The sequence below is a fragment of the Arthrobacter sp. NPDC058097 genome (assembly GCF_042884885.1).
GTDB lineage: Bacteria > Actinomycetota > Actinomycetes > Actinomycetales > Micrococcaceae > Arthrobacter.
Genome location: NZ_JBHVSZ010000018.1, coordinates 38,936 through 52,565 on the forward strand (window position 1 = coordinate 38,936; position 13,630 = coordinate 52,565).

A 13,630-nucleotide genomic window follows, 5' to 3' on the forward strand; every position below is an offset into this window, starting at 1 on the left:
AGTTTAAGGCGGCGGTCCGGCCCTGGCACGGCCGGTGGCAACGCCCAGGAGCGGACCGGCAGGCAGTTCGGTGCTGACTTCGACGGACTGGTCGCCTCCGGCAGTGCAGCTGACAAGAGTTGCTTTATGGCGGCCAGCCACCGCGGCTGCCACGACGCAGGGCTCGCCCGGTGAGACACCGCGGAGCGCGTCCGCCGCGGCCAACGCGGCGAGGTCTGCCGCGGCTGCGGCCTTGGATGCCGCCGCCGACGCCTGCGCCAGCATGAGGAGCAGGGACATGACCAGGACAACCACCATGCCCAGCCCCGCGGCCAGCACCGTGCCCGACCCGCGCTCGGATTCGACTCCGGACACGGGATGCCGGCGCTGGCCGAGGGGCTGTTGGCGTCGCCGGGTCACAGGGACCGCCGAACAGCAATGCCGTATACGTGCCGCACCAGTCCCGGCGGCGTCTGGAAGTCCGTTCCCGGACTCGGTGCCGTTTCCGGGGTCGGCGCCGATGATGCCGTTTCGCTGCGTGCCTCGGCCCTGGCGGTCAGTGTCCACGGCACCATGCGCCCCAGAGGCCCTGCCGCCCGGTCCGACACTGTGACGCTCATCCATTCGCCGCCGGGAACCACTGCCGACGAGGCCGACGGGCCGGCCAGCTTCCGGACAATACCGTCGACGGCGGCGGGGTCTTCACCCCTGGCGAGTGCCCTGGCGCCGGCCCGGGCCGCGTCCTGCAGCCGCAACTGGGTGATCCCCGCCGCAGACCCCGCCAGCAGCATCGCCAGAAGCAGCAGGACCGCCGGAAGAGCGACCGCAAATTCAGCGGTCACTGCGCCACGGCTCTTCCCGTGCCTCTCGGTGCCGCGGGCCTTCCCCGGACCGCGGCTGCCTGAATTTTCTCCGGACGGGCTCCCGTGCTGCCGGCAGGACTCAGGTCCGGCCGCCGTCAGGGTCTGCGGAGAGGGTTTCACGGCAGGGCCAGCGCCGTCCGGATCAGGTTGAGCAGGAAGCCACGGACTTCGTCGCTTCGCAGGATGAACACCAGGAGCCCGGCGAAGCCCACCGCCGCCAGGGTGGCGATGGCATACTCGGCGGTCGCCATGCCCGCTTCCGAGCCCATGAGACGCCTGCGTGGCCGCGGCTTCACCCGCGGCGCGCTACTGGCGCCCGGGTAGATCTCCAGCACATCGGCTTCTTGGGAGTCCTGGCGCAAGGGCCGTGCGGCTTCACCCGGCGTTTGGTAGTTGAGGGACATGAATTTTCCTTTCAGGCGTTTCCGGCGGGTTGCCGGTGCAATCGACTCTCCCGTCCTCCGCCGGGACCGGTAAGGCCTGAACTTCGCTAAGTGGAAAAGCGGCCAGTCCGGCCGCATGTGGAGGGACAGTGCCGGTGTGTCCGCGGTGGCTACGGATGGCGGCGCAGCCGCCGCAGCAAGCGGGGCGTGTGGGTCGAGGTCGCCGCTGGCGGGGGCGAAATCACGTGGGTCGCTCAGCTACCCGAAGGGACTCAGCAGCCCGGGGACTCAGCTAACCTGACGGCCTCAGGTGCCCGAAGGAACCAGGGCGAGCAGCACAGGAACGACTCCCAGGCAGATGAAGGCTGGCAGCGAGCAGAGCCCCAGCGGAACCACCAGCTTGACCCCGAGCGAGGCCGCGCGCTTCTCCGCGGCCCGGAAACGTTCCCGCCTCATTCTGGCGGCCTGGGCATAAAGGATGGACGACGACGGCGCACCAGTCAGCGCGGCGAAGCCCAGGGCGTCCCGGAGGGCGAGTATCTCGGGCGAATGCACGTCTGAACTCCGCCAGGCTGTCTCCCAGTCGGCACCAATGGCCATGGCTCCCACGACGGGCCGCAGAGCGCGGCCGTACTCGGGCGAGGCCGCAGCAGCCACCAGTTCCAGGGCCCGTCCGATGCCAGCACCTGCGTGGAGCATGGCGGCTATCAGCTCAAGCATCATGGCGGTATCCCGCAGTCCAGGTGACTGCTCCGCGCCGCTCTGAGAGCCTTCATCTCCATCCGCAATGCCATTGCCCGCCAGGCCACTCCGGCGGAGGAGCCCGGATCTCGCGTGAGCTGTTCCGCTAAAGGCGAGGCCTGCGGCGGCCGCGAGTGCCAGGAAGATGAGGGCAGCAGCCACAGCCGATCCGCTCATTGGCCTGGCCCCGCCGTGCCTCGGCAGCCCGGCCGGCCGGTCTTCATGGTGCGGCCGCTCCGGCCGCTGCCCGCACAAGCCTTGCGGACCAGATGCGGCCGGCGACGGTCAGTCCGATGCCCGCGACCAGCGCAGCCACCCCGAACGGTGTGCCCAGCAACATCGCGAGCGGGTCCACGCCGAGGCAGACACCCAGACCGAGTCCCAGCAGGGGGAGCCAGGTGAGCAGGGCGACCGTTGCCTTCGGTCCGGCGAGCGCCGTCTGCCGGGCCGCTTCGGCGTCATCTTCGACCTCCAGTTGGGCCGCAAAGCGCGTCAGAACGTCAGCCAGCGGACACCCGCTGGCCGCCGCTATCTCGAAGCAGGCCGCCAGCTCAGCCCAGATCCGCGGCTCACGGCCGCCGGCTCCCTGTCTCAACGACGAACATGCCGACCGTATCGCCTCGGCTACCGGCGCTCCCCGCAGGGCGGCTCCCCGGGCGGCTGACAGGACAGCCGCCGACCCGGGACTGAGCCGGAGCCGGCTGGGATCGTCATCTGCGGAGCCCTGCTCCACGTAGAGCTGCCACAGTTCGTCCCACAGCCGCGAAGGAGACCGACCGCCCTTCAACAGGGCGGCCAGTTGCTGCACCACCACCGTCAGGGAGACGAAGGCTGCCCTGCGGCGACCCGGGGCGAAGCCAAATCTGCCGCCGCCCGGAAGGGCAGGCCTTCCGCTCCGGCGAACCCGGCCACCCGCCAAACCGCTCATTCCGAAGGCGCCGCGTGCCCGCCGAAGGGGCCCATGCGCAGGGCTCAGGACCAGCCACGCGGCAAGCGCCAGTACGCCAACCAAGACGGCAGTCATGCTGCCGCCCTGCGGGCTCCGCGTTCTTCGGGGAGCGTGCCTGTGTCCAGTGCCAGGCCAGGATCGAGGGCCAGCCGCTGGGCAAGGACCTCCCACGCCGGCCCGGGAACCGGCCTGCCGCCTGAAACGTCCAACGCTACAGCGACATCGAGGCCACTGTTCCGCTCGGTGAGGATGCCAATGCAGGCGATATAGCGTCCGTGCCTCGACCGGGCCACGTGCACCACCACATCCAGGGCGCTGGCCACCTGCAGGCGGACGGCATCCTGCCCAAGCCCGGCCAGGGCTCCGAGGGCGGTGAGCCTGGCCGGGACTGCGCCGGCGGCGTTGGCGTGGATGGTGCCGCCGCCTCCGGTGTGGCCGGTGTTCATGGCCGTCAGGAGTTCACGCACTTCGGAGCCGCGGCACTCCCCCACAATCAGCCGGTCCGGCCGCATCCGGAGAGCCTGGCGGACGAGTTCCCCAAGATCCACGGCGCCGCCTCCCTCAAGGTTCCCGTGCCGCGATTCCAGCGAGACCACGTGCGGGTGTACCGGGTTCAGCTCCGAGGCGTCCTCGATCAGGACCAGCCGCTCCCCCGGATGGCAAAGTCCCAGCAGGGTAGACAGGAGGGTGGTCTTTCCGGAGCCGGTGGCTCCGCTGACCAGGAAACTCAGCCGGCGTTCCACCATGCGCTCCAGAACGCATTGAACCAGTGGCCCGAACATGCCCCCGTCCCGGAGCTCGTCCATAGTGAAGACCTGTTCCCGCCGAATCCTGATACTGAGCAGCGTGCCCGCCGCCGAGATGGGCGGCAGGACGGCATGGACCCGGTAACCGCCCTCGAGCCGCACATCGACGCACGGCGATCCGTCGTCCAGGCGCCTGCCGCCCGATGCGACCAGCCTGGCGGCCAGGGCCCGGAGCTGGGCCTCCCCCGCGAAGGCCACGGATGTCCGTTCGATGCCGCGGCCCCTGTCCAGCCAGACGGAGTCCGGGGCGTTCACGAAGATGTCCGTCACCGATGGATCCCTAACCAGGTGCTGCAGCGGCCCAAGTCCGTTGAGCTCGGCACTGATGCGTTCAGCGGCGGCGAGGGAACCGGCTGTGCCCAGCAGCTTTCCGGTGGCCTGTACCGCGGCTGCCACCCGCGACGGGGTCACTGGCCCGGCATCCGCCATGACCGACTCGCGCACCGTCTCAAGAAGCCCCGCGTCCAGGACCCTGGCCGCGCGCCGCCGGCCGGCAGTCTCCGCGAGCGCGGCACGGGAAGCGGGTGCGCCAGGGAACCCTGCTGCGGCTCGGTCGCCGGTATCGGCACCGGTCCCTGGCACTCCCAGATGTGCACTCACCGGAGGTCCCCCACCTGCAGGTCGCCGGCGAGGAACCCGAGCACGGAGGAGGCGAAGCGCCGCACAGACTTCCGCCTGCCCTGGTCCAGCAGGCGGCCCAGCTCGGTGGCCGAGGCCGTGCCCCGCACCTCCGGTATCACGCCGTGCAGGGGGAGACCCACGGATTCGGCTACGAGGGCGGCATCCAGCGCTGCCCCGGCCCTGCCCCTGATGACAAGGGCGGATTCGACGGGCGGAAGCTCCTGCAGCAGCCGGGCTGCGGCAACTGCAGCCTTCAGTTGGGCCGGGACGACGACCAGGAGGCGGTCGCAGTCCCATGCGAAAGTGCGCAGCGGCTCGGCGCTGCGGCCGATATCGACGATCACCACTTCATATCCACGTCTTGCGGCGTCGAGGACGCCTCCCACAGTGACCGGGTCCACGAGGGTCAGCCGTTCCCTGCTCCCAGGCCAGGACAGAAACGAGAACCCGCCGGCGACGGGCAAGGCGTCCGCAAGCTGCTGCGGGTCAATACTGCCGCTGGCGTCCGCGAGGTCCGGCCAGCGGAGACCCGGGGATTCCTCCGCGGCCAAGGCCAGCTCCAGGCCGCCGCCCCAGGGATCGGCGTCCACGAGCAAGACCCGTGCTCCGAGTTCAGCTGCTGCCTGCGCAAGCCACGCCGCGGCGGTGGTGGCACCTGCCCCTCCGCAGCCGCCGGTAACGCCGAGCACCAGGCCACCGGCCTCCGGTGAACGTGACCGGCTGAGATACTCCGCCAGCCAAGCGGCGGCGTCCGGCAGGACTGCGACGCGTTGGGCACCCAAGGCGGCGCCCAGATGCCAAAGCGTGTCCCCTTCCCCGCTCAGTCCCACCAGCACGGCTGGCGCGCGGCGCCGCGGCGGCAGTTCCCGGACATCGCTGCCCACCAGGACGTCGGCCGCGGAATCCCAGTAAGGCGCAGCCTCCGCCACGTCGTCCACCACCCGGAGCCGTCCGCCTGCCGCCGCGACAATCCGTTCGACCTCGCCCCGTAGGTATTCGAAACCAGTGACGAGCAGGACGTCACCGCCGTCAGCGGGAAGCCAGGTTCCCGGTTCGGAACCGGTCAACGGCCCGGCCGGAGCCGGTCTGCGCTGCGCCCGAGGCAGCTCAGCATCCGGCGCCGCACTGTCGGGGTCTGCTGGGAGTCGCCTGCTCCGGGCGTGGTGCCTGCTCATGCAGCAACTGTGCCCAAGAGACCGGCCGCGCGTCAGAGGCGAATGAGCGTATGTGGAAAAACCATTGGCGGAAGGCACGGCGGGCGCGGCGCCGGACAGCACGGCGGCAGGGCAGAATTGGATACATGTATCTGTTGCTCGCCGCCCATCCCGACGGCGCAGCCATACAGCAACTCACGGCGGCAGGCCTTCCCCATCCCGACAATCCGGAACCCCGGATCGTCAGCCTTTCCCCGCACGGAGCGGAACGATCCGCCGCACCCCAAACCGCACCCGGCAACAAAGCCGGGCTGGCCGCCGTCGTCCGCGAACTCGAGAAGCGTCGCCCGCGCTGGATCTGGCACCGCACCCAGGACTGGTATCCGTCCCTGCTGGCGGCGGGCGTCGACGTGGAACGCTGCTACGACCTCTCCTTATGCGGCGCCATCCTGGCGCATTCCGAGTTCACGGCGCACACCCCGTACGCCGGGAACGCCGAGAAGCTCACGCAGGACGACGACCTGCAGCCGCCGCGGCTGCTTCAGCCACCCCCTCCGCCGGCGGACCAGGGTGCGCTCTTCGATGACCCGGGCGCGGCCACCGAACCGCGGCAGACCCTGGCCGAGCTGCGTGCCGAATACGCCGCCCAGCAGGCGGCCCTGTCAGCGGCTGGACCGGCCGAAGCGGCCGCAGCACCCGTCGCAGGAACCGCTGCAGCAGCCGCCGCAGGAACACCGGCAGGTGACAGCAACCGGCGGCAGAGGCTTCAGCTCCTCCTCGCCGCCGAATCGGCCAGCGCCCTGGTCGCGGCCGAGATGCAGCATGCCGGCGTTCCGTGGCGCGAGGAACTGCACGAGCACATCCTGGCCGAGCATCTGGGCCCGCGGCCGCCGCTCGGGCACCGGCCCGCCAAGCTCGAGGCCCTAAGCACCGAGCTCCGGGGCCTGCTGAACGCACCGGCTTTGAATCCGGACTCGCCGCAGGAGCTGATGCGCGCCCTGCACCGCAACGGCATCGAAGTGAAGTCCACCCGGCAATGGGAGCTGAAGGAGTCCAGCCATCCGGCCATCGCACCCCTGCTGGCCTACAAGAAACTGTCGCGGCTGCACACCGCCAACGGCTGGGCGTGGCTGGACGCGTGGGTGCGGAACGGGAGGTTCCGGCCCGAATACGTGGTGGGCGGAGTGGTCTCGGGCCGCTGGGCGTCACGCGGCGGCGGGGCGCTGCAGATCCCCCGGCAGGTCCGCGGCGCCGTGCATGCAGACCCGGGGCATAAGCTCATCGTCGCCGACGCGTCCCAGCTGGAACCCCGTGTCCTCGCCGCCCTGGCGCAGGATTCGACCATGGCCGAGGCCGCCCGGGACCAGGATCTCTACGCGGGGATCGCGGCCAAAGGGTTCGGCGGTGACCGGAGCAAGGCAAAAATGGCCCTGCTCGGCGCAATGTACGGTGCCACCTCCGGAGAAGCGGGCCGCCTGATGCCGCAGCTCGCCCGGACCTACCCCCGCGCCGTGGGTTTCGTGGAGCGCGCCGCCCGCGACGGCGAAGCCGGCAGGACCGTCACCTCGCGCCTGGGACGCAGCAGCCCGCCGCCGTCGGAGCGCTGGTTCCTCAGCCAGCGGTCCACGTCTGCGGAGGAGCAGCGCCGCGCGGACGCCATCGCCCGTTCCCGCGGACGTTTCACGCGGAACTTCGTCGTGCAGGGTTCCGCTGCGGACTGGGCCGCCTGCTGGCTGGCGGAGTTACGACGGCGGCTGCGCACCATGCGTGCCGACGGTTCAGCCACCGGGGAACTCGTGTTCTTCCTGCATGACGAGGTCATGGTTCACGCGCCTGACAGTGCCGTTGACGCCTGCGTCCGGGCCATCGAGGAAGCCGCCAATGCCGCCAAGGAGCTGCTCTTCGGGCGAATTCCGGTCGAGTTTCCGGTGAGCGTCGCCGTCGTCGATTCCTACGACAACGCCAAGTAGCCGCTTTCTCTCATAGCCGGCCGGACCGAAACGGGGCAGGACAATAGCCCCTGCACGGTGGAAACAAAAGTCACACGGAATACAGGGTTGTACCGAGTAATGTACCGGCGAGTAGTTGGCCTCGTGTGGCGTGGGCCACTAAGGTCATTGGTGGCCGGGCAGTGGCAATAAGTTGGCCCGGCACATGCGACGAAGCATCAGCAGGGGGTTTCCACGCCAGTGGCGGGCAAGTTCGAAGTTCACCAGGATAGCGATCAGTCTTACAAATTCCGCCTCATGGACGGGGACGGAAACATCGTGGCAGAGTCGCCGCGGTTCAAGAGCGTTTCGGGAGTAGTCGCCGGCATCAACGCATTGCGCGAAAACGCCGCCACCGGCTTGGTGGTGGATCTGCGGAAGTCGCAGCACTAAGGCCGGCAGTACAGCCTAGAGGTCCAGCGGGTGAAGCCTGGTCCGGTCCCACGGAACGGCCCAGGCCAGCTGGTCGAACAGCTCGTTCAGGATCATGCCGGTAAAGCCCCAGACCACCAGGCTGTTGACGGTGAATGCAGGGCTTTGGAACGTCTGGTCCAGGCGGGTCACGGCCGCCATGGTGCGGTTCTCGGGATCCAGCAGGTCCCGGACCGGCACCCGGAAAACCTGGGCGGACTCGCCGTAGTCCACCACCCGTACCGGCGACGGCGAAGCCCACCAGGCCAGCACAGGGGTCACCAGGAAGTTTCCGCGCGGCAGCGCCAGTTCAGGCAGGGCGCCCAGCACTTCGACGCCGGACGGGTCCAGGCCGGTCTCCTCCTCCGCTTCCCGGAGCGCAGCCTCCACCGGGCTCTCCCCCGCGTCGATGCCGCCGCCGGGAAAGGCCACCTGGCCGGGATGGTCATCGAGAGTGTGGGCGCGCTCCAGGAGCAGGACGTCCAGGTCGGCAGCCACGAGCGGTTTGTCGGATTCTGCGGGCACATCGTCCAGGGCTCCGAAGAGGATCAGGACGGCGGCTTTCCGCGCGACCGACTCGTCGACGGTGAGCTTGCGCCAGTAGGGATTCCGGGCAGGACCGGTTCCCGCGCGGATTGAATCGACGAGGTCCACCAGGTCCTGGCGTGCTGTCATTGCGGCCTCCGCTGCGATTCCATCCGGATCTCGGCGGCGCGGTGCGTTTCGGCCAGCAGCTTGGACAGGAGCTCCTCGTTTCCGGGCGCCAGTTCGTACTTCAGCAGCTTCGCGGCCTTGGCGGGGTTCGTCTCGCCCGAACCGAAGCTGGGGCACCAGTTGGCCACGGCGCACGCCCCGCAGGCGGGCTTGCGGGAATGGCACACCCGCCGGCCGTGGAACACCACCCGGTGGGACAGCATGGTCCAGTCCCGGGGCTCAAACAGTTCCGCCACGTCGGACTCGATCCGGACGGGGTCGTCCGACTCCGTCCAGCCGAAGCGCCGCGCCAGGCGGCCGAAGTGGGTGTCCACCGTGATGCCGGGAATGCCGAACGCATTTCCCAGCACCACGTTCGCGGTTTTCCGTCCGACGCCGGGAAGCGTCACCAGGTCTTCCAGCCGCCCGGGGACCACGCCGTCGAACTCGTCCACTACCCGGTTCGCCAGCGCGAGGAGATTCCGCGTCTTGGCGCGGAAAAACCCCGTCGGCTTGATGATGGCTTCAAGCTCCTCGGTGTCCGCTTCCGCCATGGCGCGGGCGTCCGGAAAACGCGAAAAGAGCAGCGGCGTGATCAGGTTGACCGTCACATCCGTGGTCTGCGCGGAGAGCACCGTGGCCACGAGGAGCTCGAAGGGGTTCCGGAAGTCGAGCTCGGCGTGGGCGTATGGGTACTGCTCGGCCAGGGCACGGTTGATCCTGCGCGCCCGGCGCTTCAGCGCCAGGCGCGACTCGCCGGAACGGGCCGGCGGACTGGCCGCCGCCCCGCTTTCCGCGGGGATATCGGCGGGGACGGCATCCCCGGAAACGCCCGCCGGAGCGGGGCTCACCGGAATTCCCGGCGTGCCGCGCCGGCGCGAAGCTGAATCGGCCACGGCGGCCGGCTAGCCGCGCTCGATGTTGCTGAGGTCGCGCAGGACGCCCACCCGGCCGTCCGTATGCTGGACCAGGAACTCATCGCCGCGGTCCTCGAGGGCCAGGACCCAGCCGCCGGGCTCGATGCCGAACAGCGGTGCGCCGGTGCGCTCGTCGACGGCGGTGCGGTGCTGCGCCACGGCGAACCAGAAGGCCTCGTGGACCTGCTCCTGCTCGGACTCCTCCGGCCGGCTCGCGGGGTCGACGGTGGCGCCGATCGGTTCCTGCGACCGCGCCTGCTCCACCCGCGGGTGAACGGCAGTGGCAGGCGTGGCTGAGGCCGCGCGCGCCGCCTCAGCTTCACGGGCAGCCGCGTCGGACTGGCTCTGGGCGACGGGGGCTTCCGCTGCGGGCGCCTCCGTGCCTGCCGATGCCGCTGCGAGACCTTCAGCTGCGGGGGCTTCGGCTGTCGGGGCTTGGGCACCGGCCGTTCCTGTACCCGGCCGCGGTGCGGCGGTGTCGGCGCTGGCTACTCCCGCGCTGGCCGCGGGGGCGACGGTGGCTGCGTCCGGCTGGGTCTGCTCGGCCTCGGTTACCGCCGGCTGCGTGGCAGCGGCGTCCGCCTTGGGGGACGGCGCTGTCTGCGCCTGGGCGGTGGAGCCTGCGGCCTGCGCGGAAGGCTCGGCGGCCACAGGCACGACGGCGGCCTGTCCCGTTTCCGGGGAGGCCGCGGCGCTGCTGGCCGCGTTGGCGGCGGGCCAAATACCGGTTGCCGGTGCTGCGCCGGCAGCACCGGCAATGGGAGCTGTAGCACCGGGAACGACGGCGCCGGAGGCCCCGGATTGGGCTGCTTCGCGCCCCGCCTGGCCGACCGCCGTCGCACCGTGGGAAACATGCCCAGGGGACACAGCGCCGCGCGCTTCAGAACCAGCAGCGGCCGCGCCGGAGGAAAAAATGCCCGGCTTGGCGGCGGCAGGCTTCGGCTCCTTGGGTGCTTTGGGCTTGCGGGCCGGGACAGCCGAGTCACGCGCCATGATGTGGGCCGGCACCTCGGCGCGGTCCAGGAAGTCCCCGGCAAAGAACGGGATGTAACGGGCCAGCACTGTGGCGGCCAGCAGCACGAGGGATCCGATCAGCGCCACGAGCAGGCTGGGCGTGTAGGCGCCGGCAACGGACAGGAAGAAGAAACCGACCGCAAACGAGGCCACCACCGAACCGAACTGGTCCACAGAGAGGGAGCCGATGCGGACCCTCGTGTCGGGGGCGAGCCGGCGGGCGGCGAACAGTGCGGCAACGATGAGCGGCAGCACCACGCCAAGCCCCAGGAAGAACAGGCTTCCAAGGTTCCACAGGTTGTAGCGCACGGCAAACATCGGGATCAGCGATGCAATGAAGAGAAACAGGGTGGCCGCGAAGACGGTCAGGTCACGGACGGTGAAGGGTCCAGCAACGGCCTCGTTCCGCACACCCTGCTGCTTCATGAAGGTCGGCGTAGCGTTGTGCGCTTCCGGCCGCCCCGACGGTCCTGCCCCGTGCGGCGCCTGGCCGGCGCCCTGCTGGGCCGTGCCCTGCCGGCCCGGCTGGCCGTGGCTTTGCTGATTCATTCTGTTCTCCTTAGCGTGGCGGCGCCCGGACTGGCGTCCGTTGCGTAATTCCGCCCTACGGCCGGAGCCCGACCACAAGCGGTCTGGCTGCCTCCGGCCACTGTCACGAGTCCATCTCAGCCTAGCCAAGTGGAGGGTGCTTCACTAGCTGACTGGCCGCGGTGCGGCGCGCTCACAGAAGCCGCACAGCTCTCCCAAAGTACCGTTCACCGCTAAATGGGCACCGTTCACGGCCCGTCATGTGACGCGGCCCACGCGCCGATGCCGGAGGCGCTAGTCTGGTTTCGGAACAGCTCTTTGCGGTTTGTCCGCGACGGGCCGTTGCCCGCCGCCATGTGACGGCCGGGCAGTGGCCGGGACCGGCGCACCGCGCAGCAAAGATCGATGAATGATGAGGTTCACCATGTCCCAGGACACCCCAGGCTCGACGGCCACCGCTGCCACCCCCAGCCAGCAGGGCGATGCTCTTGAAAACCTGCTGCATGAGAACCGCAAGTTTGCCCCTTCCGGGGATTTCGCCGACAACGCCGTGGTCAAAGCGGGCGAGTACCAGGAGGCGGCGGCTGACCGTCCCGCGTTCTGGGCGAAGCAGGCCCGTGAACTGCTGACCTGGAGCAAGGACTTCACGGAGGCGCTGGACTGGTCCAACCCGCCGTTCGCGAAGTGGTTTGTCGGCGGGGAGGTTAACGCCGCGTACAACGCCCTGGACCGGCACGTGGAAAACGGCCTGGGCGATCGGGTGGCCATCTATTTCGAGGGCGAGCCGGGCGATTCCCGTTCCTACACCTACGCCGAGCTCACCGAGGAAGTGAAGAAGGCCGCGAACGCGTTCGAGTCCCTCGGCGTGGCCAAGGGAGACCGCGTCGCCGTCTACCTGCCGATGATCCCCGAAGCCGTCATCACGCTACTGGCCTGCGCCCGGATCGGCGCGGTGCACTCGGTGGTGTTCGGCGGCTTCTCCGCCGACGCGCTCCGCTCCCGGATCGAGGACGCCGAGGCCAAGCTCGTGGTCACCGCGGACGGCACCTACCGGCGCGGCAAGCCCAGCCCGCTGAAGACCGCCGTCGACGCCGCCCTCGAGCAGTCCGGCCACACCGTGCAGAACGTCGTGGTGGTCAAGCGCAACGGCCAGGACGTGGACTGGCACGAGGGCCGGGACCACTGGTGGGCGGACACCGTCGGGGCAGCCTCGGCCGAGCACACCGCCGTCGGGCATGACGCAGAACACCCGCTCTTCATCCTCTACACCTCCGGGACCACAGGAAAGCCCAAGGGCATCCTGCACACCACCGGCGGCTACCTCACCCAGACCGCCTACACCCACAAGGCCGTCTTCGACCTGCACCCCGAAACGGACGTGTACTGGTGCACGGCCGACGTCGGATGGGTCACCGGACACTCGTACGTCGCCTACGCCCCGCTCATCAACGGCGCCACCCAGGTCATGTACGAGGGCACCCCGGACTCCCCGCACCAGGGCCGCTGGTGGGAGATCGTGGAAAAATACAAGGTCTCCATCCTCTACACCGCCCCCACCGCGATCCGCACGTTCATGAAATGGGGCCGGGACATCCCGGACAAGTACGACCTCTCCTCCATCCGGGTCCTGGGCTCCGTGGGCGAACCCATCAACCCGGAAGCCTGGATGTGGTACCGGGACGTCATCGGCGGCAACAAAGCCCCCATCGTGGACACCTGGTGGCAGACCGAAACCGGCGCCCAGATGATCGCCCCGCTCCCCGGCGTCACCGAAACCAAGCCCGGCTCCGCACAGGTCCCGCTGCCCGGCATCGCCGTGGACGTCGTGGACGAAAACGGCGCCTCCGTCCCGGACGGGCACGGCGGTTTCCTGGTGATCCGCGAACCCTGGCCCGCCATGCTCCGCGGCATCTGGGGCGACCCGGAACGGTTCAAGGACACCTACTGGTCCCGCTTCGAAACCATGTACTTCGCCGGCGACGGCGCCAAGAAGGACGAGGACGGCGACATCTGGCTCCTGGGCCGGGTTGATGACGTCATGAACGTCTCCGGGCACCGGCTCTCCACCACCGAAATCGAATCCGCCCTCGTCTCCCACCCCGCGGTGGCGGAAGCCGCCGTCGTCGGCGCCACCGACGAAACCACCGGACAGGCCGTCGTCGCGTTCGTCATCCTCCGCGGCGACGCCGTGGACTCCGGCGACGAGATCGTCCAGGACCTCCGAAACCACGTCGGCAAGGAAATCGGACCCATCGCCAAACCCAAGACCATCCTGGTGGTGCCCGAACTGCCCAAGACCCGCTCCGGCAAGATCATGCGCCGCCTCCTCAAGGACGTCGCCGAGGGCCGCGACCCCGGCGACGCCACCACCCTCGCCGACAACACCGTCATGCAACAGATCGCCGCATCACTGAAGAAGTAGGCGCATCACCCCAGGCAGGGCCCGTCCGGAACCCCGGACGGGCCCTGCCTTTTCCCTCTTACGGAGGTCCCGCCGCCGGAAGCCCCGCGTGTTGTTTGCGATCTTTCCTGTTCCCTTTTGCGCGGTTATAGTCAGTGATATGTGACACATGTCACATGACT

At 69.5% G+C, this 13,630-nt stretch carries 13 protein-coding genes; 3 read left to right on the forward strand and 10 right to left on the reverse strand.

Annotated features, from left to right (window positions below; translation table 11 throughout):
* Positions 1-3: 3 nt before the first annotated feature.
* From ACFVTE_RS22680 to ssd, 7 genes are all read right to left on the reverse strand, one after another.
* On the reverse strand, positions 4-399 hold the full coding sequence (locus ACFVTE_RS22680; protein WP_387104611.1) for an Rv3654c family TadE-like protein: 396 nt from the start codon (positions 397-399) through the stop codon (positions 4-6).
* Positions 396-821, reverse strand: coding sequence for a TadE family type IV pilus minor pilin (locus ACFVTE_RS22685; RefSeq protein WP_387104613.1), 426 nt, complete (start codon positions 819-821; stop codon positions 396-398). Before ACFVTE_RS22685 ends, ACFVTE_RS22680 begins: the two co-directional genes overlap by 4 nt.
* Before the next feature lie 137 nt (positions 822-958).
* Positions 959-1,246 carry a DUF4244 domain-containing protein gene (locus ACFVTE_RS22690; RefSeq protein WP_387104616.1) on the reverse strand — a complete coding sequence of 96 codons (288 nt, stop codon included), beginning with the start codon at positions 1,244-1,246 and terminating at the stop codon, positions 959-961.
* A gap of 285 nt (positions 1,247-1,531) precedes the next feature.
* Positions 1,532-2,143, reverse strand: coding sequence for a type II secretion system F family protein (locus ACFVTE_RS22695; protein ID WP_387104617.1), 612 nt, complete (start codon positions 2,141-2,143; stop codon positions 1,532-1,534).
* Positions 2,144-2,186: 43 nt separating this feature from the next.
* Positions 2,187-2,990 (reverse strand): hypothetical protein, encoded by an 804-nt coding sequence (locus ACFVTE_RS22700; protein ID WP_387104619.1) that lies wholly within the window; start codon positions 2,988-2,990, stop codon positions 2,187-2,189.
* Positions 2,987-4,321, reverse strand: a complete 1,335-nt coding sequence (locus tag ACFVTE_RS22705) for a TadA family conjugal transfer-associated ATPase (RefSeq protein WP_387104622.1) — start codon at positions 4,319-4,321, stop codon at positions 2,987-2,989. Before ACFVTE_RS22705 ends, ACFVTE_RS22700 begins: the two co-directional genes overlap by 4 nt.
* A complete protein-coding gene (ssd, locus tag ACFVTE_RS22710) occupies positions 4,318-5,517 on the reverse strand; it encodes a septum site-determining protein Ssd (protein ID WP_387104625.1) in 1,200 nt (399 codons plus the stop codon). Before ssd ends, ACFVTE_RS22705 begins: the two co-directional genes overlap by 4 nt.
* 125 nt (positions 5,518-5,642) lie before the next feature.
* Between ssd and ACFVTE_RS22715 the strand changes: the two genes are divergently transcribed.
* Both ACFVTE_RS22715 and ACFVTE_RS22720 read left to right on the forward strand, forming a co-directional pair.
* Positions 5,643-7,466 carry a bifunctional 3'-5' exonuclease/DNA polymerase gene (locus ACFVTE_RS22715; RefSeq protein WP_387104626.1) on the forward strand — a complete coding sequence of 608 codons (1,824 nt, stop codon included), beginning with the start codon at positions 5,643-5,645 and terminating at the stop codon, positions 7,464-7,466.
* 219 nt (positions 7,467-7,685) lie between these two features.
* Positions 7,686-7,877, forward strand: a complete 192-nt coding sequence (locus tag ACFVTE_RS22720; RefSeq protein ID WP_043417572.1) for a DUF1508 domain-containing protein — start codon at positions 7,686-7,688, stop codon at positions 7,875-7,877.
* Positions 7,878-7,892: 15 nt separating this feature from the next.
* On the opposite strand, the gene ACFVTE_RS22725 is transcribed toward ACFVTE_RS22720, so the two are convergent.
* From ACFVTE_RS22725 to ACFVTE_RS22735, 3 genes are all read right to left on the reverse strand, one after another.
* Positions 7,893-8,570, reverse strand: coding sequence for an NUDIX hydrolase (locus tag ACFVTE_RS22725; RefSeq protein ID WP_387104628.1), 678 nt, complete (start codon positions 8,568-8,570; stop codon positions 7,893-7,895).
* Complete coding sequence (gene nth, locus ACFVTE_RS22730; RefSeq protein ID WP_387104707.1) at positions 8,567-9,391, reverse strand: endonuclease III; 825 nt, start codon at positions 9,389-9,391, stop codon at positions 8,567-8,569. The genes ACFVTE_RS22725 and nth overlap by 4 nt, the downstream gene beginning before the upstream one ends.
* 102 nt (positions 9,392-9,493) lie before the next feature.
* The gene (locus ACFVTE_RS22735) at positions 9,494-11,068 is read right to left on the reverse strand and encodes a hypothetical protein (protein ID WP_387104630.1); all 1,575 of its coding nucleotides are present in this window, start codon (positions 11,066-11,068) and stop codon (positions 9,494-9,496) included.
* A gap of 403 nt (positions 11,069-11,471) precedes the next feature.
* On the opposite strand from ACFVTE_RS22735, the gene acs reads away from it, so the two are divergent.
* Positions 11,472-13,469, forward strand: a complete 1,998-nt coding sequence (acs, locus tag ACFVTE_RS22740; RefSeq protein ID WP_387104709.1) for an acetate--CoA ligase — start codon at positions 11,472-11,474, stop codon at positions 13,467-13,469.
* Positions 13,470-13,630: the final 161 nt, after the last annotated feature.